The sequence below is a fragment of the Tenacibaculum sp. M1.3A genome, from assembly GCF_057732375.1.
This window is the reverse complement of record NZ_JBYJEF010000002.1, coordinates 421,677-443,118: the sequence shown is the minus strand read 5'-3', so window position 1 is coordinate 443,118 and position 21,442 is coordinate 421,677. Positions and strand designations below refer to the sequence as shown.

Here is a 21,442-nt window from a genome sequence, read left to right as displayed (position 1 = left end):
ATATATTTTATACTTAAATAATCATAATACATAAATAGCCCAACATGTTCCGTATCTCACGGTCCATTTACATTGCTTGTATGTATAAAAATTTGTCATTTTATTATTTAATTGAATTGTAAAATTATAAAAAAAATAAATAGGTTTTACAAAACGTTATTTTAAAATCTTATTTCATACTGATTCTAAATAAATTAACTATAAATTTTATATACTACTTAGTATATAAACTGCTAAGATTCCTTCATTCCTCGCAATGACCAATCTAATTAAATTACCTCATATAAAATAGGTTTGCTTGGAGTTGCATCATTTTCAAAAGGAGCAACCATTAAATTTAAAAAATATGCTCCGTCTTTTATTGATTCTTTTACATAGATAAATTCTGTGATCGTTGCATCAAAACGAATTTCATTCGCAGTATTCCAAAAAGCATTGTGAGCTAATAATTTCCCTTCATCTTTTTCTTTATCTACCGAAGGTAAATCAATTAATAAATGCTTCACTCCTATTTCTTTTAAATAAGCAGCGGCAGCTTCTAATACATAGGGCGGATTTGTATTTGAATATCGTGCCGTCGTTTTTTTATCTGAATTTGGCAGAGTTCTAATTACAACTGCTTCTCTACCTTTACCTTTTAAAGCTATTTCTAATTGTTTTTTTGTTATTACAAAATCTCCGTTTTCTAACTCCTTAGGTATAATTGTTATTACCTCAGCTAAAAAAAAGAATTTGTTTAAATTTTTATTTACAGAATGTACTTGTTTTGTAATATGCCCAACACACTCGGTATGTGTTATATGCGCATGCGGGTTAAAAGAAATATTGTTAAAATTAACATCTGCTCCTTTAGAAACACTACCTACCCAATCACCTTCTTTTACTGGCTTAATTTCAGGTTCACCAACATACCATGCATTGATATTTTCTTTTAAAACATCTATTGAAATAGAAATATCTAAGGGTTTTGATAAATCTATTTTATGTTTTTCTGAATTGTAAGTTATCTCTGCAATCATGTTTTTATCATTTAATTATAAATAATTCTGATGCCAAACCATCAGCTAAAAATTTTCCCTTTGGGGTTGTTTTTAATACCCTGTCGTCATTACGAGGAGATAACGACGAGGTAATCTGATTAAAACCTACAGATTGCTTCGTTTCTCTCTCAATGACAAGCAAACCTTCATCTATAAACTTTTTGGACGAGGTTAGTAATTGCTCTTTAAAATCTTCATCAATCTTATTTAATGATACTCCCCAAATAGTTCGCAAACCAGTCATTAAGTATTCATTAAATTGATCTTCTTTTGTTAGTTCTTCACTTTCGTTTGGTAGGTTTCCCTCTTGAAGTTCTTTTACATATTTTGTGTTATTTGCTATATTCCAACTACGATGCGTTTTACTAAACGAATGCGCAGACGGACCGATACCTATATATTTTTTACCCAACCAATAACTTGTATTGTGTTTCGAAAAGTAATCCGCTTTTCCGAAATTTGAAATTTCGTAATGTATAAACCCGCTTCTGGCAGTTTCTGCTACTAAAATATCAAAATGTTCTTTTGCTTCAGTTTCATCAGGTGCAGGGTATTTTCCGTTTTTAACAAAGCTATCCAACACTGTTTTTGGCTCAACCGTTAATGCGTAGCTTGAAATATGATTCACGCCAAAATCGAACGCTATTTGTAAGTTCTCTTTCCAGCGTTCATTACTCATATTCGGAACACCATAAATTAAATCGACCGTAATATTATCAAAATGGCAGGTCGCCATAGATAAGCATTCTTTTGCTTCTTTTGAATTATGTGCGCGATTCATGCTTTTTAAATCTTCTTCAAAAAAAGATTGCACGCCAATACTTAATCTATTAATTGGTGATTTTGCTAATTCTAAAATTTTAGCTTCAGATAAATCATCTGGATTCGCTTCTAAAGTAATCTCTGGGTTTTCAATTACGGTATAATTCTGATGAATCGCATTTAATAAAATTTCTATTTCTTCTTTTGATAATAAAGAAGGAGTTCCTCCTCCGAAATAAATAGTTTCTATCCTTTCGTTTGATAATTCTTCTTTCCGTATTTCAAGCTCTTTTAACATGCATAAAACCAAATCATCTTTCTTTTTTAAAGATGTTGAGAAGTGGAAATCGCAATAAAAACATGCTTGCTTACAAAACGGTATGTGTAGATAGATTCCTGCCAAATTAAATTACTTTTTAACTCTTTTTTCATTCTGCTTCACAAAACTTGCCCAACCTGTATAATTTTTACCCCCAACAACTCTTCCTGAATTGTAATGATGGCAAACTGCTGCCGCTAAACCATCGGTTGCATCTAAATTTTTAGGTAATGTTTTTAAATTTAATAACGATTTTAGCATTAACGCGACTTGCTCTTTACTTGATTTTCCATTACCTGTTATTGCCATTTTTATTTTTAAAGGAGCATACTCTGTTACTGGTATTTCACGTGACAATGCTGCTGCCATAGCAACCCCTTGCGCACGTCCTAACTTTAGCATCGACTGTACGTTTTTACCAAAAAAAGGAGCTTCTAAAGCAACTTCATCTGGGTGATACGTATCTATTAATTCAATTGTACGCTCAAAAATTAATTTTAGTTTTATATAATGGTCGTCATATTTTTTTAACATCAATTCATTCATCTGAACGAATTCCATTTTCTTTCCCACCACTTTTATAATTCCGAATCCCATAATAGAAGTTCCGGGATCAATTCCTAAAATAATTTTTTCTGTCTTCAAATTTTAATTTCTATAAAGCTAAACTAATCAACTAAATAATGATTTTATTAAGTAGTATTTTACTGAACTTCTAAAGAAGTAAACTTAAATGTATTTCCGTCAAACAATCCTTTATCAGATAATTTTAACGCTGGTATTACCAACAATGCCATAAAAGATAAACTCATATATGGTGCTCGTAATTTACTTCCCATTTGTTTTGCCATTGCATCTAATTCAGCATACGCTTTACCTATTTCTTCAGCTGACTTATCAGACATGATTCCTGCTACAGGCAATGAAACTATTTTTTCTTCGGATGCTGAAACGGCACAAACTCCTCCTTTATTTGCTATCAATAAATTTACGGCTTTGCAAATAGCTTCGTCAGAAACTCCGACTGCTATAATATTATGAGAATCATGCCCTACTGAACTAGCAATTGCCCCTTCTTTTAATCCGAATTTCTTTATAAATGCGATTGATGGCTCAGCATTTTTATAACGATTCACAACCGTCATTTTTAACACATCTGTTTCTGTGTTAGAAACTAAATTACCCTCTTTTATCAAAGCATCCGCTTTAACTTCATTCGTTACCAATTCACCATCTAACGCTTCAATAACTCTAATTTTTGCAGCAGCAGATTTAAACTCAAAATCAGCTACTTCCTTTTTATCTGTATTAAAATTATTCAACACTTTAAAAGGAACTGACTTTACAAACGATTTTCCGTTTTCAGCAACCAACTCTCCATTAATATATGTTTGTAAAACATTAAAACTCATTAAATCTTTAACTACGATAAAATCTGCGTCATCTCCTTGTTCTAACAAACCAACATCTAAATTATAGTGTTTTACAGGATTTATACAAGCTGCCTGTAAAACTTTAAAAACATCAATGCCTTTTGCTACTGCACGCTCACATAACTCATTTAAATGACCTAATAATAAATCATCCGGATGCTTATCATCAGAACAAAACATCATATTTTCGAAATGCTCAGGTAATAAATCAATCAATGCTTCGAAATTTTTCGCAGCACTTCCTTCACGAATAATTACTTTCATTCCTTTCTGAAGTTTCTCTAAAGCCTCATCATAAGTAAAGCATTCGTGGTCGGTAGAAATTCCTGCCGATATATATTTAGTAACATCATCGCCTCTTAAACCTGGCGCATGACCATCAATAGGTTTGTTATTATTTTTTGCATGTTGAATCTTTTTTAAAACCTCTTCATCATCAAACAAAACTCCAGGATAATTCATCATTTCTGCTAAATACTTGATATCAGGATTTTCTAGCATCAATTTAATATCTTCAGAATCGATAATTGCTCCTGCACTCTCAAAAGAAGTTGCAGGCACACAACTTGGTGCTCCAAAATTAAACTTCAACGGAACTTTCTTTCCGTTTTCAATCATAAAATCGACTCCCTTTACCCCTAAAACATTTGCTATTTCATGCGGATCAGAAACAGTTGCAACCGTACCATGAACAACTGCTATTTTAGCAAATTCTGAAGGCACTAACATTGAACTTTCAATATGAATATGAGCATCTACAAAACCAGGAATAATATAATTCTCTACAGCATGATTTACCTCTCTTACTGCTATTATTTTTCCGTTTTCAACCTCAACCTCTCCTTTATAGATTCGTTTATTTTGTATGTCAACTATATTTCCTTGTACAATCATGCTATTAGTTTTAAAGCTACAAAAATAGGTAGTATTTACGCATAAAAAAAGCATCCTTTCGGATGCTTTTAATTATTTATTTTTTAACATTTGGTGGTCCACCTGCTAAAATTTCAGCATTTGCATTTTCTTCAAATTTCTTAAAGTTTTCTCTAAATGAATCTGCTAATTTGTGTGCTGTTTTATAATACTCTTCATCATTATCCCAAGCTTTTCTTTGGCTTAACATTTCAGAAGGTACTCCTGGACACTGTCTTGGCTGTGCTAAACCAAATACTGAATGTGTGTGATAATTTTCTTCGTTTACATCTCCTAAAGCTCCGCTTAATGCTGCATTAATCATAGCACGCGTATACTTTAATTTCATTCTGTGACCAATCCCGTAAGGACCTGCTGTCCATCCAGTATTTACCAACCAAACATTTACATCTGATGCTTTCATTTTTTCGCTTAACATTTCTGCATAACGAGTTGGATGTAACGGCATAAATGGTGCACCGAAACAAGCTGAAAAACTTGGTAATGGCTCTGTAACACCTGCTTCTGTACCTGCAACTTTAGCTGTATAACCAGAAATAAAGTGATATGCTGCTTGCCCTGGCGTTAACCTAGATATTGGAGGCAATACTCCGAAAGCATCTGCCGTTAAGAAAAATATATTTTTAGGATTTTTTCCTGTTGATGGTGTTTGAATATTTTCGATATGATGTATTGGGTAACTTACACGTGTATTTTGTGTAATTGATGTATCATGAAAATCTACATTTCCTTCAGCATCCATTGCAACGTTTTCTAGGATTGCTCCTCTTTTAATGGCTGCATGAATTTCTGGTTCTTTATCTTTAGATAAGTCGATTACTTTTGCGTAACAACCTCCTTCAAAATTAAAAACAGTGTTTTCAGAAGTCCAACCATGTTCATCATCACCAATCAAACTACGGTTTGGGTCTGTAGATAAAGTTGTTTTTCCTGTACCTGATAATCCGAAGAAAATAGCCGTATCACCTTTTTCACCAACGTTTGCAGAACAGTGCATTGGTAAGGTATTTTTAAATACTGGTAAGATAAAGTTTAAAGCAGAGAAAATTCCTTTTTTGATTTCACCAGTATAACCAGTTCCTCCTATTAAAGCAATCTTTCTCTCGAAGTTTAAAATAGCAAAGTTGTGCTGACGTGTTCCGTCAACTGCTGGATCTGCCATAAAACCTGGTGCATTAACTACTGTCCATTCTGGAGAAAAATCTTTTAATTCTTCTTCAGTTGGGCGTAAAAACATGTTATATGCAAACATGTTACTCCAAGGATATTCGTTTACAACTCTAATATTTAACTTATAATCCTCATCTGCACATGCATAGCTATCACGCACAAAAACCTCTTTATTAGAAAGGTAGCTAGTTACTTTATCGTAAAGTTTATCGAATTTAGCAGAATCGAAAGGTATGTTTATATCTCCCCACCAAATTTCATCTTTTGTAATATCGTCTTTAACGATAAAACGATCCATTGGTGAACGACCTGTAAACTCTCCTGTTTCAACAGCTAATGCTCCAAAACTTGTGTTTACACCTTGTTCTTTTTCTATAGTAATATCTTGTAATTCGTCTGAAGTTAATTGATAACGAATCGTAGCGTCCTTAATACCTAAGTTATCTAATGATATCGTTTTCTTATCAATATTTGTCATCTTAAATTAATTTAGTTGTGTTTAATTTCTCACAAAAATAGAACTTTTTGATTAAAATCATTAGTCATTGAAAAGTTTTATCAACTATTATTGATTAATAACTTTTTTTTTAAGAAATGAAAAACCATCAAAGACCAACCTATAATTAGCATAACTCCTCCTAACGGAGTTGCAAACCAAATTGATTTTGCGGGCACTTCTAATAAGTATATTGCGTAAATTGAGCCTGAAAAAAGCAATATTCCACCAATTAAAAATAAACTAATAGTGTTTTTCTGTTTTAATGTAAAATCCTTAAACATATTTATAAACAGTAATAATAAAACATGAATAAACTGATATCTTACTGCTGTTTCAAAGCTTTGCATTGCTTCTGCGCCTAATGTTGCTTTTAATGCGTGCGCACCAAAAGCTCCTAAAATTACTGCGATACCTCCTAATACGGATGCTATTGTTAAATTTTTATACATTTACGTTGTTTTTGTTTAAAATTAAACTTTTTTAGCGATATTGTGCTTTTAAATTTTTAAGACAACAAAAGTACATTATAAATGAGAAAAATATTAATTATTGGCGCTGGTAGATCTTGTTCATCTCTTATAAGATATTTATTAGATAAATCTACACAAGAAAACCTACATATAACTATTGGTGATGTTTCTATAGAAAATGCTAAAAACCAAATTAACAACCATAAAAATGCAACGGCCGTTGTATTAGATGTTTTTAATGCAGCACAACGTGTTGATGCTATTAAAAATGCCGACATTGTTATCTCTATGCTTCCTGCTCGTTTTCATATCGAAGTAGCAAAAGATTGTGTTACTCACAATAAACACATGGTTACAGCTTCGTATGTTTCTGATGAAATGAAAGCTTTAGATACCGAGGTTAAAGCAAAAGGATTAGTGTTTATGAATGAGATCGGTTTAGATCCTGGGATTGACCATATGAGCGCAATGCAAATAATTGATAAAATTCATGATGAAGGTGCTGAAATGTTACTTTTCGAATCTTTTACTGGTGGATTGGTTGCTCCTGAAAGTGACACCAACTTATGGAACTATAAGTTTACATGGAACCCAAGAAACGTAGTATTAGCAGGACAAGGAGGCGCTGCTATGTTTATTCAAGAAAACACCTATAAATACATACCTTATCACAAACTTTTTAGAAGAACCGAATTTTTAAATATTGATGGTTACGGGAAATTTGAAGGCTATGCAAATCGAGATTCTTTAAAATATAGAAGTATTTATAATTTAGAAAACGTGCCAACAATGTATAGAGGTACGATTAGAAAAGTTGGTTTTTCTAGAGCTTGGAATGTATTTGTTCAGTTAGGTATGACAGATGACTCTTACACTATTGAAGATTCTAAAAATTTAAGCTACCGCGATTTTACTAATTTATTTTTAGCGTATTCTCCTACAGATTCTGTTGAGTTAAAATTCCGTTCTTATCTAAAAATAGATCAAGATGATATTATGTGGGATAAATTTTTAGAGTTAGATATTTTTAATGCTGATAAAAAAATAAGTCTTACAAATGCTACTCCTGCCCAAATATTACAAGAAATATTATCAGAAAAATGGACTCTTGAAGCTACTGATAAAGATATGATTGTAATGCATCATAAATTTGGGTACGAACTTAACAATGAAAAACATCAAATAGAAAGTAGTATGGTTATTAAAGGTGATGACCAAACTTATACTGCAATGGCAAAAACTGTTGGTTTACCTGTAGCAATGGCTACTCTACGTATTTTAAATGGTGACATTACAACTCCTGGTGTTCAGCTACCTATTACAAAAGAAGTGTATGCGCCTATTTTAAAAGAACTAGAGGAATACGGAATTACTTTTGTAGAGAAAAAAGTACCCTATTTAGGCTACAACCCAGAAACTATAAAGGGGTAAATTAAACTTTATACTGTATTTATTTTCTAATAACTTAGCTAACTATTGATATGGCGAATTAAAATTCGTCATATCATTAAAGCTATTAATACTATTCGAAAATGAAAAAAAAAGTAAAAAAACCAATTCATAAAAGAAAGCGTTACATAATTCCTGCAACCTTAATTATATTATTGATAAGTTTTAGACTCTATTTACCAACGTTAGTTAAAAACTATGTCAATAAAAATTTAGCAGAAATACCTGGTTTTTACGGTCAGGCTAAAGAAATCGATATTTCTTTATATCGTGGCGCTTATATTATTGATGGATTGTATTTAAATAAAGTAAACGCCAAAACACAAGTTCCTTTTTTAAAATTCCCAAAAACTGATATTTCTGTAGAGTGGAAATCTTTATTTGAAGGAAAAATTGTAGCGGAAATAATAATGGATAATGCAGAAATTATCTATGTTTTCGAAGATCAAGAAACAATACCTGAAGAAGGAATAGCAGATGTAGATGATTGGACTAAAGTTTTAACAGATTTAGTTCCTTTAAAAATAAACCGTTTTGAGATGCACAACGGAAAGTTTGCCTTTGTGCAATTATCTGCAGACCCAAACATTGATTTATCAATTAGTAAGGTTAAACTTACTGCTAAAAACTTACGCAATGTTGCCGAAAAAGGAAGAACGTTACCATCAACAATAAATATTACGGGAGTTTCATTTGGTGGCGGTGACTTAAAACTTGAAGGTAAAATGAATATCATAAAAGAGATACCAGATATGGATATCGCTTTTTCTCTTAAAAATGCAGATGCTAAAGCATTAAATGATTTTACAAATTTTTATGCTGGCATAGACTTTGAAAGTGGTAAAGCAGAACTATACAGTGAAATAGCAATCGCAGACGGATATTTAAAAGGTTATATGAAGCCGCTTCTAACAAACAGCAAATTTATTGGCAAGGAAGATGGTTTTTTAGAAACACTATGGGAAGGTTTTGTTGTCTTTTTTAAAACCATATTAAAAAACCACAGCACAGATACAATTGCTACAGAAATTCCGATTGAAGGTGACTTAAATAATGTTAAAGCCAGGATATTTCCCATTATTGGTGGAATTTTTAAAAATGCCTGGATTAACGCTTTTAAAGGAGAAACTGATGGTTCTATAGAGTTTAAAGATGCTTTTAAAGAAAGTAAAGAGTCAAAAGAAAAACTTAAAAGTAAAAAATAATATTCATAAATTATACTACACTCAAAAAATTAAAGTTTTAAAAAAAAGATATCAATATATTGATATCTTTTTCAGTTAACTTCAAATAACTTAAAGAATATATAGTTTGATTTTTAAATATATTAAAGTTAATTTTGCATCCCCTGAATTCTACTAATTAAAACAATATCATAACTTTAACACCTTTCCGTTAAAATTCAAAAATCAACAATGAAAAAATCAACTTTTCTTTTATTCGCTTTCTTTCTTTTAATTTTCCAATCTAAAACAACCACCGCACAAGACAATTTCAAAACCCCTTATGGTAACAACAAAGAAGTTGGTAAATATGTTAAAATAAATGGCGCTAAAATTTATTATGAACAATACGGAAAAGGAGAACCGTTATTAATAATACATAGTTGTGGTACTGACATTAAGGCGATGGAATATCAAATTGATTATTTTAAAGACAAATACAGAGTAATTGCTGCCGATAGTAGAGGGCAAGGAAAATCTGAATTAAAAACGAAGTCTTTAACATATCTTAAAATGGCAAAAGATTTAGAAGGTCTTGCCAAACATTTAAACTTAACTTCTATAAACATTCTTGGTTGGAGTGATGGTGGAATTATTGGTTTAAAAATGGGTATTAGAAACAAAGTAAAAATTAATAAAATTGTTACTATGGGTCCGAATTTAAGATTCGACAATACTGCGGTTAACGATTGGGCTATTCAGCAAGTTAAAGACATGCATACTGAAACCTTAAAAATGATAAAAAAAGGTGACACCTCTAAAAACTGGAAAAAAGAATTACAGTTAGATGAATTACTTTTAAATCAACCCGACATAAGTCATGCTGATTTACAAAAAATAACGGCACCTGTCTTAATTACAATTGGTGATAGAGATATTATTAAAAATCAACACGCTGTTGAGATTTTTAATAATATTAAAAAATCTCAATTATGTATTGTTCCGGGTGCAAACCATGGAATACCTCGTAACAGTGCAAAAAACTTTAATGAAATAGCTGAGAAATTTCTAACAAATGATTTTGATTATAGCGATAAAAACTAACTATAAAAGTTACATTTTTAAATAAAAATCTTTAGTAAGGGTAATATAGGCATCAGTATACTGGTGCCTTTCTTTTTCTATAACTAAATCTTCTTTTACTATCTCTTTTTGCTCAAAAGAGAAGGACAATAAACTTCTTTTTACTTCGGTCTTTTCGTTACCTTTTACATGGCAAACTTTACTTAAAAACAAGTTGCAAGTATTCGCAAGTTTCACAAAATTTTCTTCTTCTTTAAAAGGAATCACAACAGAGAAAACTCCTTGCTTAGATAAAATTTTAGAAACCCCAGTTAGCAATTCTTCAAAAGTTAATGACGAAGTAAAACGAGCTTTGTTACGAGCTTCATTTTCAGTTTGAAAATCATCCGTATAAAATGGCGGATTAGAAACAATAACATCGTACAGTTCTTCCTCTTCTTCCATTTCTTCTACAAAATGATTAAAAGAGGCATTATAACAAAACAAACGATCTCCCCAATCTGATTGCTCAAAATTTTCTACTGTTTGTTCATAAGCATTTTCATCGATTTCAACAGCATCAATAGTCATTGCAACACTTCGTTGTGCTAACATTAACGCAATAACACCTGTACCAGATCCGATATCTAAAATAGCATCCGGGTATTCTCCTAAAGAACACCAAGCTCCTAATAAAACGGCATCTGTACCAATTTTCATGGCTGTTTTATCTTGATTTACTGTAAACTCCTTAAATTGAAATGGTTTCATTTAGAAAAATCTTCCGATTATTTTATCTGCATTAAAAAACAAGTACAATATAACAACTAAAACTAGCATTAGATACAATCCTTTTTTTGGTTTTGTTTCTCTATTCTTACCAAAACGTCTTTTAAATTTCATTTTTATTATATTTTATGATGAACAAAAATCTCACGAATCTACTCTGCTCTTAAAATGAGCAAAATAATTTTAATTTGCAGGTTTTGTTGCTCGCAACATTTCTCTTTTACCAGGAGGGCCAGGCAAACGCTCTACAGTAAAGCCTACTGCTTGCATTGCTCTACGCACACTTCCTTTGGCTGAATAAGTAACTAAAATTCCGTTTTCTTTCAACGCTTCAAACATACGTTTAAAAATATCCTCTGTCCATAAATCTGGTTGATGCTCTGCTCCGAATGCATCAAAATACACTAAATCAAATGCTTTTTTATCTTCTATATCTTTAAAAAACTGTTGACGCTTTGTTAAATAAAAGTCTTTCGTAATTTCATGTTTATCTTCCCAAGATAGCGAATGCATCTTATCGAAAACCGCTTGTTTACTTGTTGCCTTTAACTCAGCAACATAATTTAACTTTGCAACTTCCTCACTTACTACCGGATATGCTTCTACACCTACATAGTTAACTATTTTATCACTTTCTAAAAAAGTGATAAAACAGTTTAAACCTGTACCAAAACCTATTTCTAAAATAGAAATTTCTGATTTATTTTGCAGCGCTAGTCCGCTTTTTATAAAAACATGATATGCTTCTTGTATTGCACCATGTTTAGAATGGTAATGCTCGTTCCAGTCTGGCAAATGGATCGTTGTAGAACCATCAGACGTAATTATAATTTCTCTTTTAATAATAAAAAATTTATTTTATTAACACTCCGTGCGCTAAAAAAGCATATTCTTTTTTAGGAACCGTAATTTTTGCTATTTCTTCTTTTGTCTTACCTGCATCTTCTGCATAATGGCGTAATTCTTCAACAGGTGTTTCTTTTACAAATGCTTTTCCTTCAACAATAACTTCACTTCCTTGGCTATCTAAAGGCATAAAAAAACCATAATCTTTAAATTTAACCATTGTTTCTTTATCCGCCGCAGGCAAAACCATCCAACATCCTTTTTTTGTACAAACTTCCCTTATTTTAGATGCAAACTTTACGTTTATTGTGTCTCCCATTTTTAAGGCATCAAACTTTGCAGACATTTGTGCTTCAGAGAGCGCATTTGCACTTTCTATTTTTTCACCAAACGATGTATATTCGGTTTTAACGGTTTCATTTTCTTTTACTTCTTGTTTCTTTTCTGCTTTACAAGCTATTAACAGGAAACTTAAAAACAGGCAATAAGTTAGTATTCTTTTCATTATCAAAAGATTAAAATTAATTTATAGCAAATATAATTATAATTAGTGAAGTGGTTACTTTTAACAAATCTTTATGTTCTTGTTTTTGTATCTTTGCAGCACTGCAAAAACAGGATTTTATGAACATAGATATTCAGCAAATAGCACAATCAAAAATAGCTTCAGTAGATTTTAACAACTTAACTTTTGGTCGCACATTTTCAGACCACATGTTTGTTTGTGACTTTTCTGATGGAGAATGGAAAAACGCTACAATAAAGCCTTATGGCCCAATGTTGTTTGAACCATCGGCTAGAGTATTTCATTATGGTCAAGCTGTTTTTGAAGGTATGAAAGCTTTTAAGGATGATAATGATGATGTTTTTTTGTTTAGACCTGAAGATAATTTTGATAGAATAAATGCTTCTGCAAATCGTTTAGCAATGCCATCTGTACCTAAAGAGGTGTTTTTAGAAGGATTAAACGCTCTTTTAAAGTTAGATAAAGAATGGATAAAAAAAGGATTAGGTAACTCTCTTTATATACGTCCGTTTATAATTGCTACCGAAGGTGCTATCGCAGCTTCACCTGCCGACGAATATAAATTTATAATTATATGTTCGCCTGCACAATCATACTATGCTGGTGAAGTTAGAGTTTTATTTGCTGAAGAATATAGCCGTTCTGCAAATGGTGGTGTTGGTTTTGCAAAAGCTGCAGGTAATTATGCTGCACAGTTTTACCCTACACAATTAGCAAACAAAGAAGGTTTTCAACAAATAATTTGGACAGATGCTGATACACACGAGTATTTAGAGGAAGCTGGTACCATGAATATCTTTTTTAGAGTTGGTAATACGTTAATTACAACACCTACTAATGATCGTATTTTAGACGGAATTACTCGTAAATCTATCATACAACTAGCTGAAGACAATAATATTAAAGTAGAAGTTCGTAGAGTATCTGTAGCTGAAATTAAAGAAGCTGCTCGCTTAGGTGAATTAAAAGAAATTTTTGGTTCAGGAACTGCAGCTGTTATAAACCCTATAAAAGGATTTAAACACCAAGAAGATGTTTTTGAATTACCTAATATTGATGATTCTTATGCTACTCTTTTTAAAGAAAAGCTTGTAAACATACAATATAATAAAGCCGAAGACAAGCATAATTGGAGAGTTAAGATTTAAGGTTAATCAAAAAAAAAACTATCTTAGTAATTCAGAATCAGATTTTTAAAAAATTATATGAGAGGAATTAAAAATATTATACCAGCTTTATTATCTATTATTGTAGGTTTTGTTTTGTCTTTTTTTGTTTTAAATACTTATTTCAATACAACTGAAAAAGTAGATAAACCAGAGACAGTTACCGAAACAATAGAAGAACCTAAAGAAGAAGCTGTTGTAGATGAAGATGAAAGTGATAATGAAGATGAATCAACTATAGATACTGAGAGTGAAGACGAGGCTGCTATTAATACTGAAAATAAAGATGAAGTAACTACCGAGATCGAAACAGAAGATAAAGTTACAGAATCAGAAAGTACTACAGGAGATGAAAGCACTCCTTTAGAAACTATAAACATAGATGATATTCAGAACAGTTTTGATAACTGGAATAGCTACAACAAGAGAAACATCGACTTAATGTCAACCTTTAATCCTCTTGATAATATGGGGGCGATTATGGAAAAAGGAATGTTCTTAACACTATTAAGAACAGGTGGCTATATTGCTGTTAAATCTGAAAAGGAAGGTAAAATTCAATATCAATTAACAAATATTGAAGGAGATGATCAGGAAAAAATAAAAAAATCAATTGTAAGTAAAGCTACAATTGCGCATCAATATTTTAAGATGGAAGGTAAAAAAATTCCTAGTTATGATTTTGTTGATTTAAAAGGTAAATCTCATAACAAAGCAGATACTAAAGGGAAAATAGTTGTTTTAAAATGTTGGTTTATTACCTGTAAAGTTTGTGTTGAAGAGTTTCCTCAACTAAACAATTTGGTAGATAAATATAAAGATGACAATATTGAGTTTATTAGTTTAGCTTTTGATGAAAAAGAAAAATTAATTGAGTTTCTAAAAACAAAACCTTTTAAATATGTTACTGTACCAAATCAAAAAAAGTACATGGCTAAGAAATTAAAAGTAAAACAATACCCTACGCATCTTATTGTAGATGCTAACGGAATTATTATTAAAATGGTTAACAATGTAAAAACCTTAACGTCAGAATTAGAACGTATTTTAGGTAAGTAACAGACTATACAATATTGCAAAAAAAAGTTCCTCATTTAAAAATGAGGAACTTTTTTGTTATTCTAGAATCTCTTTTATATTTGGTTTAAAGTAATTTGGCCCTTTTAAAACTTTACCATCTTTACGATAAATAGGATTACCATCTTCACCCAACTTACTCATATTACTTCGTTGAATTTCATTAAAAACTTCTTCTATTTTATCTTGCATTCCGTGTTCTATAATCGTTCCGCATAAAATATATAGCATATCTCCCAAAGCATCAGCAACCTCAACTAAATCATTGTTTTTAGCAGCCTCTAAATACTCTTCGTTCTCTTCTTTCATTAACTCAAATCGCAACTGTTTTCTATCATCTGTAATAGCAACCGTTGGTTTATTTTGAATATTTAATTTAAACGCTGAATGAAATTCATGCACTGCTTTTATTTTGTTCTTCATTTTAAATAACTTTAGTTCTTTTATATTTTAATTACGTTCGAATAATTAGTTTAATTTTCTCCGTTATAAAATCATTCTTTAACTTTGCTAAAAATATAATTTTATGTTTAATCTTATCGCTGCAAAAATGTTTACTCCTGGCAGAATTGTTTTTGCTAGTATATTTGTTATCGCTTTTATCATTTTAATGATTTATAGCTACAAAAAAGATGCAAGAAACAATAATAAATATTACAAAAATGCTGCTATTTATGTTGCTATAGGAATATTGAGTTTAATCGTTCTTTTATTTCTTGCTAAATTTTTGATTAAAGGTTAATCCATTTTTTGCACTTCACTTAATTTATCGTGATTTAAAATTGTATAACCTTCCTCATCAAAATAAGAAGAAGAGGCATATTTCATATCTATTTCTAAATTAGAAAAATTATATGAGGTTGCTTGATATACTTTTTGCCCAAAAGATTCTTCGTAATATTTAAGTAAAATATATACTTGCCCATCCATTTCTTTTATTTGCTCTTTTGTGTATTTGAATAGCGGACTTTCTTTACCTATTTCATGTACAACCGTCCAAATTGTTGGTAAATACATTATACTATCTCTTTCTAATTTTAATTCATAAAATTCTCGTTTATAATCTCCTTCTTTATTTTCTTCATTCAAAACCAATGTAACTTTAATTTCTGGCTCAATCATTACCGTTTTTCGGTTATTCATTAATCGAAACATCAATGCTTTGTGTTCTTTAAAATCTCTTAAAACTAAATTATCACTAAAACGGATGGCTGCCTTTGGTTTAGAAAACCGACCATATAATAGCCCCGTAATAAAAGAAAAGGATAACAAACCTAGCATTGCCTCGAAAGAAGCAACTACATTAGATGCTATTCCTTGCGGAGCAATACCACCATAACCAACAGTTGTTAATGTTTGTGCACTAAAAAAGAATCCATTTAAAAAATCATATAAAAAAAATTCATTGGGTTGTGTAATTTCTTCAATACCTATTAAAGTATATACCAATCCGAAAAAAATATTTAAAAAAGTGTATCCTGAAAAAACTAAAAAGAAAAATTTACCCCAAGACATTTCAACAAAATAAGTGTATAAATCGTCTATATTAACGTTTTTGTTTACATGAATTACATTAGAACTTCCGTCTTTATTAATAAGACCTCTACTGTTTTCTTGAGAATTATAACCCAATCCTGGGTCTTTAATTTTTCTTGCCATTACATTATTTTACTTTGTAAAAATACAAAAACCGATTCTTTATTAAAGAATCGGTTTTTTATGAATGAATTAAACTATTTACTTAGTTTTTTTCTGATAAAAAATTATAGTTTTTAGCGTAAAAATTCATTTGCTCTTCAAATGTTGTAGGCTGTGTAACTTTTACATCTGTAATATTACCTTCTTCATCCACTTCTGTTACTAAAACAGGATTTACAAATCCGCTATAAGGAGCAGATGTAAATTTTTCATTACGAGCTAAAACCTCTTTATGAATTGCCTGATTTACTTTAACACCGTAACCTTCTACTAATGCTTTAGCTGCTTCAAAATCTCCTTCAGATTTAATTCTTTGCGTTTCTTTTAATAAACGCCCAAAAATTTCACGAAGTTTCGTGTAGTCATTTACAACAAAATAAGTTTTACCGTCTTTGGTAACTTTCTCTATTACGTTTTCTTTTTGTCCTTGCTCAAAAGACCAAGCAGAAACCCATTGGCGATTTACCATGTGATCTTCTTCAATATCATCTCCTAATTTAATACGAATTAATTGTGCCATTAATCCGTTTCTGATATAGCCATCATAAGCTGCCTTACCAACTTTTTCCCAATCACTTACCAAGCCTAATTCTTGTAATTTAGGGTCCATTAAATAATATAAACCAACTAAATCTGCTCTACCCTCTTCCATCGTAGATGCATAGTTTTTTAATGTTTCTTTTGGCTGTCCTACTCCTTCATTTATCTGACCCGAAGCATGACCTATTACTTCATGTAAAGCAGTGTGTAACTTATCGGCTAATTTTCCGTATTCAAGTTCTAATTTCACTTCTTCTTCACTATATGCAAACTCTTTTAATCTACCAGAACCACCAGCATTGTTATAAGCACCAATAATGTTTCCTAATGAAACTGATTTAGAACCGTGCTCTTGACGAATCCAATTATTGTTTGGTAAATTCACTCCAATTGGTGTACTTGGCGATGCATCACCAGCTTCACCAGCAACATTTACTGTTTTATAAGAAACTCCTACTACGTTTTTCTTTTTATGATTTTCATCTAACGGAGAATTATCTTCAAACCATTGTGCGTTGTCAGATAAAACTTTCATCTTTTTAGACATATCGAAATCTTTAATCTGCACAACCGTTTCGTAAGAACCTCTATATCCTTTAGGATCATTATACACTTCTATAAAACCGTTTATCCAATCAATATTTCCTTCTGTTGACGTAGCCCAAGAAATACAATATTTATCCCAAACATCTAAACTTCCTGTTTTGTAATACTCTATTAACAACCCTAAAGTTTCTCCTTGCTTTTCATTTTCTGCAACACCCTGAGCCTTCTCTAACCAATACACAATTTTATCGATCGCAACACCGTACATTCCGCCCGATTTCCATACTTTTTCTACTAATTTCCCGTTTTCACGAACTAGTTTAGAGTTTAATCCAGCTTCTATCGGTTGTCCTTTTGATCCTTTATATGCTGTTTTATAAAAAGTTTCAACATCTTTACTTGTAATATCTGGCCCGTAAAAATTAATTGCTGACGCTAACACATTATCAACTCCTGCTTTTTTATTTACCTTTTTAGCATCCTTTTCATTAAAAATAACATCTAAAGCTTCTGTAGATAAAGTAACATTCACTTCTTTTAATAAACCAACTAAATAATCTTTAGAAAAAATAGGCTTAATTTTATCGTTAGAATAATGGTGATGAATTCCGTTTGAAAACCAAACACGCTTTAAATAAGTGGTAAATTCTTTAAAGTCTTCCGAGTTTTTATCTCCTTTATAATTAGTGTTTACGTTCTCTAAAGCAGTTCTAATCTCTAAATTATGACGGTAGTTTTGATCCCACATAATATCCCGACCCGATAAACCTGCTTGCGTTAAATAGTACACTAACTTTTTTTCTTTTAAGGTTAATTCCTCAAACCCCGGAATTTGATATCTTAAAACTTTTATATCCGCAAATTGCTCAACCTCATGGTTAAACTTCACTTCAGTTTTCACTTCTTCTTTTGTTTCTTTAGCTTCTTTTTTATTTTCCACTCCACAAGAAACCAATAAGCTAACTGCAGCTGCAGTATAAAGCATTTGTTTTAATTTCATTTTTATAGTTTTAAATTGATTTTTCAGTTGATAAATGTACAAATTTTAAATTTCGTTATATCTAAAACAATCGGTTGTATGATCGTTCACCATACCTGTAGCCTGCATATAAGCATACATAACCGTAGAGCCCACAAACTTGAATCCGCGTTTTTTTAAATCTTTTGATATTTTATCTGACAATGCTGTTGTTGCGGGAACGTCTTCTCGCTTATCGAAACTATTTTTAATTGGCTTACCATCAACAAACCCCCAAATATATTTCGAAAAAGAACCAAATTCTTTTTGAACATCTATAAAAAGCTGTGCGTTAGAAATTGCCGATTTAATTTTTAACTTATTCCTTATAATTCCGCTATTCAATAGCAGCTCATTATATTTATGTTCATTATAAGCTGCAATTTTTTTATAATCAAAATCATCAAATGCTTCTCTAAAGTTTTCTCTTTTCTTTAAAATGGTAATCCAACTTAAACCTGCCTGAAAGGTTTCTAAAATTAAAAACTCAAATAAGGCTTTATCATCATAAACAGGAACGCCCCACTCTTTGTCGTGATATAATACATATAACGGATCATCACTTACCCAAAAACATCTTTTCTTCATTTTCTTGTCTTTAAAGTTGAAAATTACTGTTAAACAAACTAAAAATCAATGAAAACCGGAAAAATTTTTGCAACTTTATAGGTATATAATTTACAGATTATGAAAACTTTAAAATATTTTTCGACAGTAATCATCTTAATAATTTTATTTTATGCTTGTGGTAGTTCGCCTATAAAAAGTAAAACTATTGTAAAAGAAGAACCTGTTGTTATTAAAAATGACAGCTTAGAATATGAAATTACCATTATTGATATTGGCTTTACAACTTACTTAAACACCATTGCAAGACCGCCAGGATTTCATTCTCAGTTTTATTTAGAAAACAAAAACCGTGTTTATGTTTCTATATGGAACTCTAGAGTTAATAACCCTATTAATTTTAATAATAACATTTACGAAAACAATATTGATTACAACTTAAACGTTAATTACGGCTACGATGTAAACTATAAACTTTTTAATTATTTTGAGTTTGCACAACGTAAATACCGAATGACTTTACGATAAAAAATGAATCATCTTGTAAAAATGTATATTTGCCAAAAATTAACAGCATAATATGAAGTTTTTACGAAATTTACTAGCATCTATTCTTGGTTTTTTTATAGCCATTTTTTTAATCTTTGCCTTTTTTATTGCCATCGCCTCTATTGTTGGCTCTGACGAAGAAATTGTCGTAAAATCGAATTCTATTTTAGAATTAGATTTATCAGCAACTGTAAAAGATTACGCTCCTAAAGACGATAATCCGTTAGCCGAAATTTTAGAGTTAACAGATGAAAAGCTAGCTTTAAATAAAATAATAAACGCTATCGAAAATGCTAAAACAGATAGTAATATTAAAGGAATAAGTATTAAAACAGCACTAGTAAACGCAGGTGTAGCACAAACGCAAGCCATCAGAAATAAAATTGAAGATTTTAAAGAGAGTGGTAAATTTGTATATGCCTACAACGATGTATATTCACAAAAAAACTATTATTTAAGTTCGGTTGCCGATAGTTTATTTTTAAACCCTGTTGGTGCTATTGATTTTAAAGGTTTATCTACCGAAGTTTTATATTATAAAGATTTTGAAGATAAATACGGAATTAAAATGGAAGTGATTCGTCACGGAAAATACAAAAGTGCGGTTGAGCCATATTTAACGAATAAAATGAGTGATGCTAACCGAGAGCAAACTACTTCTCTTTTAAAATCTATCTGGTCAGAAATTACAGACGATATTAGTAAAAGCAGAAATATAACTACCGAACAATTAAATTTAATTGCCGATAATGCCAATGGTAGAAATGCAATAATGGCTAAAGATCATAAATTAATTGATGCAATTATTTATGAAGATGAATACGAAGCAAAACTAGCCTTAAATGCTGATAAAAAAATAAACACAATCTCTTTAGCTGATTATATTAAGTCTGGAAAAGGAAGAATTTCTTCTACAGCAAAAAACAAAATTGCTGTAATTTATGCACAAGGAGAAATAATGTATACTGAAGGAAATGAAAATATTATTGGTCAAGGAATTATAAACAAAGCTTTGCGCAAGGCAAGAAAAGATAAAAATGTAAAAGCAATTGTTTTACGTGTTAATTCACCTGGAGGTAGCGCTTTAGCCTCTGAATTAATTTGGCGCGAGTTGGAGTTAACCAAAAAAGAAAAACCTTTAGTAGTTTCTATGGGTAACGTAGCCGCTTCTGGTGGTTATTATATTGCTTGTAATGCTGATAAAATACTAGCAGAACCTACTACAATTACTGGGTCTATAGGTGTATTTGGTGCGATTCCGAATTTTAACAAATTTGCAGATAATATTGGTATTAATGCCGAGCAAGTATCTACAAACAGTAATCCTAACTATAGTGTTTTTGAACCTATGGATAAAAAATTCTACGATGTTACTAAAGAAGGTGTCGAATACATTTATACGACTTTTGTAAATCGCGTTGCCGTTGGACGTAACATGACTTTCGAACAAGTAAATGAAATTGCCCAAGGAAGAGTTTGGACAGGTAAAGAAGCGCTTGAAAATGGTTTAGTTGATAAGCTAGGAAACCTAAATGATGCGATTAAAATTGCAGCTGAATTAGCTAAAGTTGAAACATATAAAGTTCGTAATTACCCTAATTATAAAAAAGATTTAAAGGAAGCTTTTAATTTTTCTCCTTTTGCAAAAGCTTCTAAAGAAGAAATTTTAAAAGAAACATTAGGTGATGAAAACTACCAACTATACAACAATATCAATCAGATGAAAAAACTAAAAGGAATTCAGGCGAGAATGCCTTATATTCTTCAAATAAAATAAACATAATAAAAAAGCCTTGACAATGTCAAGGCTTTTTTATTAT

Annotated in this window: 22 protein-coding genes; 8 read left to right on the top strand and 14 right to left on the bottom strand. The window is 30.9% G+C overall.

Annotated features, from left to right (window positions below; genetic code table 11):
• Positions 1–269 precede the first annotated feature (269 nt).
• The 6 genes from AC28QF_RS04710 to AC28QF_RS04685 form a co-directional block, all read right to left on the bottom strand.
• Entirely contained in the window at positions 270–1,019 is a 750-nt protein-coding gene (locus AC28QF_RS04710) for a cyclase family protein (protein WP_488200525.1), read from the bottom strand.
• Between the two features lie 7 nt (positions 1,020–1,026).
• Positions 1,027–2,205: a radical SAM family heme chaperone HemW gene (gene hemW / locus AC28QF_RS04705; RefSeq protein ID WP_488200526.1), complete on the bottom strand. Its 1,179-nt coding sequence runs from the start codon at positions 2,203–2,205 to the stop codon at positions 1,027–1,029.
• A 6-nt stretch (positions 2,206–2,211) separates the two neighbouring features.
• On the bottom strand, positions 2,212–2,766 hold the full coding sequence (gene ruvC, locus AC28QF_RS04700) for a crossover junction endodeoxyribonuclease RuvC (RefSeq protein ID WP_488200527.1): 555 nt from the start codon (positions 2,764–2,766) through the stop codon (positions 2,212–2,214).
• A 59-nt stretch (positions 2,767–2,825) separates the two neighbouring features.
• Positions 2,826–4,448, bottom strand: coding sequence for an adenine deaminase (gene ade, locus AC28QF_RS04695; RefSeq protein WP_488200528.1), 1,623 nt, complete (start codon positions 4,446–4,448; stop codon positions 2,826–2,828).
• 76 nt (positions 4,449–4,524) lie between these two features.
• Entirely contained in the window at positions 4,525–6,135 is a 1,611-nt protein-coding gene (gene pckA, locus AC28QF_RS04690) for a phosphoenolpyruvate carboxykinase (ATP) (RefSeq protein ID WP_488200529.1), read from the bottom strand.
• 80 nt (positions 6,136–6,215) lie between these two features.
• Positions 6,216–6,605 (bottom strand): DUF423 domain-containing protein, encoded by a 390-nt coding sequence (locus AC28QF_RS04685; protein WP_488200530.1) that lies wholly within the window; start codon positions 6,603–6,605, stop codon positions 6,216–6,218.
• Between the two features lie 81 nt (positions 6,606–6,686).
• Here AC28QF_RS04685 and AC28QF_RS04680 point away from each other — a divergent pair, with 81 nt between their 5' ends.
• The 3 genes from AC28QF_RS04680 to AC28QF_RS04670 all read left to right on the top strand — a co-directional run bounded on the left by AC28QF_RS04680 (position 6,687) and on the right by AC28QF_RS04670 (position 10,342).
• A complete protein-coding gene (locus AC28QF_RS04680) occupies positions 6,687–8,057 on the top strand; it encodes a saccharopine dehydrogenase family protein (RefSeq protein ID WP_488200531.1) in 1,371 nt (456 codons plus the stop codon).
• Between the two features lie 101 nt (positions 8,058–8,158).
• Positions 8,159–9,280, top strand: a complete 1,122-nt coding sequence (locus tag AC28QF_RS04675) for a DUF748 domain-containing protein (protein ID WP_488200532.1) — start codon at positions 8,159–8,161, stop codon at positions 9,278–9,280.
• Positions 9,281–9,490: 210 nt separating this feature from the next.
• Positions 9,491–10,342, top strand: coding sequence for an alpha/beta fold hydrolase (locus tag AC28QF_RS04670; protein WP_488200533.1), 852 nt, complete (start codon positions 9,491–9,493; stop codon positions 10,340–10,342).
• Between the two features lie 9 nt (positions 10,343–10,351).
• On the opposite strand, the gene AC28QF_RS04665 is transcribed toward AC28QF_RS04670, so the two are convergent.
• The 4 genes from AC28QF_RS04665 to AC28QF_RS04650 all read right to left on the bottom strand — a co-directional run bounded on the left by AC28QF_RS04665 (position 10,352) and on the right by AC28QF_RS04650 (position 12,440).
• A complete protein-coding gene (locus tag AC28QF_RS04665) occupies positions 10,352–11,071 on the bottom strand; it encodes a tRNA1(Val) (adenine(37)-N6)-methyltransferase (protein WP_488200534.1) in 720 nt (239 codons plus the stop codon).
• Entirely contained in the window at positions 11,072–11,203 is a 132-nt protein-coding gene (locus AC28QF_RS04660; RefSeq protein ID WP_488200535.1) for a hypothetical protein, read from the bottom strand. It lies immediately after the preceding gene.
• A gap of 69 nt (positions 11,204–11,272) precedes the next feature.
• On the bottom strand, positions 11,273–11,932 hold the full coding sequence (mnmC2, locus tag AC28QF_RS04655) for a tRNA (5-methylaminomethyl-2-thiouridine)(34)-methyltransferase MnmC2 (protein ID WP_488200909.1): 660 nt from the start codon (positions 11,930–11,932) through the stop codon (positions 11,273–11,275).
• Between the two features lie 10 nt (positions 11,933–11,942).
• Positions 11,943–12,440: a DUF4920 domain-containing protein gene (locus AC28QF_RS04650; RefSeq protein WP_488200536.1), complete on the bottom strand. Its 498-nt coding sequence runs from the start codon at positions 12,438–12,440 to the stop codon at positions 11,943–11,945.
• Between the two features lie 119 nt (positions 12,441–12,559).
• Here AC28QF_RS04650 and AC28QF_RS04645 point away from each other — a divergent pair, with 119 nt between their 5' ends.
• Both AC28QF_RS04645 and AC28QF_RS04640 read left to right on the top strand, forming a co-directional pair.
• Positions 12,560–13,609, top strand: coding sequence for a branched-chain amino acid aminotransferase (locus AC28QF_RS04645; RefSeq protein WP_488200537.1), 1,050 nt, complete (start codon positions 12,560–12,562; stop codon positions 13,607–13,609).
• A gap of 57 nt (positions 13,610–13,666) precedes the next feature.
• On the top strand, positions 13,667–14,686 hold the full coding sequence (locus AC28QF_RS04640; RefSeq protein WP_488200538.1) for a TlpA family protein disulfide reductase: 1,020 nt from the start codon (positions 13,667–13,669) through the stop codon (positions 14,684–14,686).
• A 57-nt stretch (positions 14,687–14,743) separates the two neighbouring features.
• Here the strand turns inward: AC28QF_RS04640 and AC28QF_RS04635 are convergent, their stop codons facing one another.
• Entirely contained in the window at positions 14,744–15,127 is a 384-nt protein-coding gene (locus AC28QF_RS04635; RefSeq protein WP_488200539.1) for a pyrophosphohydrolase domain-containing protein, read from the bottom strand.
• Positions 15,128–15,230: 103 nt separating this feature from the next.
• Between AC28QF_RS04635 and AC28QF_RS04630 the strand changes: the two genes are divergently transcribed.
• Positions 15,231–15,446 carry a hypothetical protein gene (locus AC28QF_RS04630; RefSeq protein WP_488200540.1) on the top strand — a complete coding sequence of 72 codons (216 nt, stop codon included), beginning with the start codon at positions 15,231–15,233 and terminating at the stop codon, positions 15,444–15,446.
• Here the strand turns inward: AC28QF_RS04630 and AC28QF_RS04625 are convergent.
• The 3 genes from AC28QF_RS04625 to AC28QF_RS04615 all read right to left on the bottom strand — a co-directional run bounded on the left by AC28QF_RS04625 (position 15,443) and on the right by AC28QF_RS04615 (position 19,094).
• A complete protein-coding gene (locus AC28QF_RS04625; RefSeq protein WP_488200541.1) occupies positions 15,443–16,363 on the bottom strand; it encodes an ion channel in 921 nt (306 codons plus the stop codon). The two genes, AC28QF_RS04630 and AC28QF_RS04625, sit on opposite strands and share 4 nt — an antisense overlap.
• A gap of 82 nt (positions 16,364–16,445) precedes the next feature.
• Entirely contained in the window at positions 16,446–18,488 is a 2,043-nt protein-coding gene (locus tag AC28QF_RS04620) for a dipeptidyl-peptidase 3 family protein (RefSeq protein ID WP_488200542.1), read from the bottom strand.
• Positions 18,489–18,533: 45 nt separating this feature from the next.
• Entirely contained in the window at positions 18,534–19,094 is a 561-nt protein-coding gene (locus AC28QF_RS04615; protein ID WP_488200543.1) for a DNA-3-methyladenine glycosylase I, read from the bottom strand.
• Between the two features lie 99 nt (positions 19,095–19,193).
• On the opposite strand from AC28QF_RS04615, the gene AC28QF_RS04610 reads away from it, so the two are divergent.
• Positions 19,194–19,601 (top strand): DUF6146 family protein, encoded by a 408-nt coding sequence (locus AC28QF_RS04610; protein ID WP_488200544.1) that lies wholly within the window; start codon positions 19,194–19,196, stop codon positions 19,599–19,601.
• A 52-nt stretch (positions 19,602–19,653) separates the two neighbouring features.
• Complete coding sequence (gene sppA, locus AC28QF_RS04605; RefSeq protein ID WP_488200545.1) at positions 19,654–21,399, top strand: signal peptide peptidase SppA; 1,746 nt, start codon at positions 19,654–19,656, stop codon at positions 21,397–21,399.
• Positions 21,400–21,442: the final 43 nt, after the last annotated feature.

Excerpts from the sequence above, each read along its gene's own strand:
- AC28QF_RS04675 (WP_488200532.1), top strand. The coding sequence starts at position 8,159 with ATGAAAAAAAAAGTAAAAAAACCAATTCATAAAAGAAAGCGTTACATA.
- AC28QF_RS04680 (WP_488200531.1), top strand. The coding sequence starts at position 6,687 with ATGAGAAAAATATTAATTATTGGCGCTGGTAGATCTTGTTCATCTCTT.
- AC28QF_RS04645 (WP_488200537.1), top strand. The coding sequence starts at position 12,560 with ATGAACATAGATATTCAGCAAATAGCACAATCAAAAATAGCTTCAGTA.
- AC28QF_RS04625 (WP_488200541.1), bottom strand. The coding sequence starts at position 16,363 with ATGGCAAGAAAAATTAAAGACCCAGGATTGGGTTATAATTCTCAAGAA.
- AC28QF_RS04685 (WP_488200530.1), bottom strand. The coding sequence starts at position 6,605 with ATGTATAAAAATTTAACAATAGCATCCGTATTAGGAGGTATCGCAGTA.
- AC28QF_RS04665 (WP_488200534.1), bottom strand. The coding sequence starts at position 11,071 with ATGAAACCATTTCAATTTAAGGAGTTTACAGTAAATCAAGATAAAACA.
- sppA (WP_488200545.1), top strand. The coding sequence starts at position 19,654 with ATGAAGTTTTTACGAAATTTACTAGCATCTATTCTTGGTTTTTTTATA.
- AC28QF_RS04710 (WP_488200525.1), bottom strand. The coding sequence starts at position 1,019 with ATGATTGCAGAGATAACTTACAATTCAGAAAAACATAAAATAGATTTA.
- AC28QF_RS04670 (WP_488200533.1), top strand. The coding sequence starts at position 9,491 with ATGAAAAAATCAACTTTTCTTTTATTCGCTTTCTTTCTTTTAATTTTC.
- AC28QF_RS04620 (WP_488200542.1), bottom strand. The coding sequence starts at position 18,488 with ATGAAATTAAAACAAATGCTTTATACTGCAGCTGCAGTTAGCTTATTG.
- ade (WP_488200528.1), bottom strand. The coding sequence starts at position 4,448 with ATGATTGTACAAGGAAATATAGTTGACATACAAAATAAACGAATCTAT.
- AC28QF_RS04615 (WP_488200543.1), bottom strand. The coding sequence starts at position 19,094 with ATGAAGAAAAGATGTTTTTGGGTAAGTGATGATCCGTTATATGTATTA.
- AC28QF_RS04660 (WP_488200535.1), bottom strand. The coding sequence starts at position 11,203 with ATGAAATTTAAAAGACGTTTTGGTAAGAATAGAGAAACAAAACCAAAA.
- AC28QF_RS04640 (WP_488200538.1), top strand. The coding sequence starts at position 13,667 with ATGAGAGGAATTAAAAATATTATACCAGCTTTATTATCTATTATTGTA.
- AC28QF_RS04635 (WP_488200539.1), bottom strand. The coding sequence starts at position 15,127 with ATGAAGAACAAAATAAAAGCAGTGCATGAATTTCATTCAGCGTTTAAA.
- pckA (WP_488200529.1), bottom strand. The coding sequence starts at position 6,135 with ATGACAAATATTGATAAGAAAACGATATCATTAGATAACTTAGGTATT.
- AC28QF_RS04610 (WP_488200544.1), top strand. The coding sequence starts at position 19,194 with ATGAAAACTTTAAAATATTTTTCGACAGTAATCATCTTAATAATTTTA.
- AC28QF_RS04650 (WP_488200536.1), bottom strand. The coding sequence starts at position 12,440 with ATGAAAAGAATACTAACTTATTGCCTGTTTTTAAGTTTCCTGTTAATA.
- AC28QF_RS04630 (WP_488200540.1), top strand. The coding sequence starts at position 15,231 with ATGTTTAATCTTATCGCTGCAAAAATGTTTACTCCTGGCAGAATTGTT.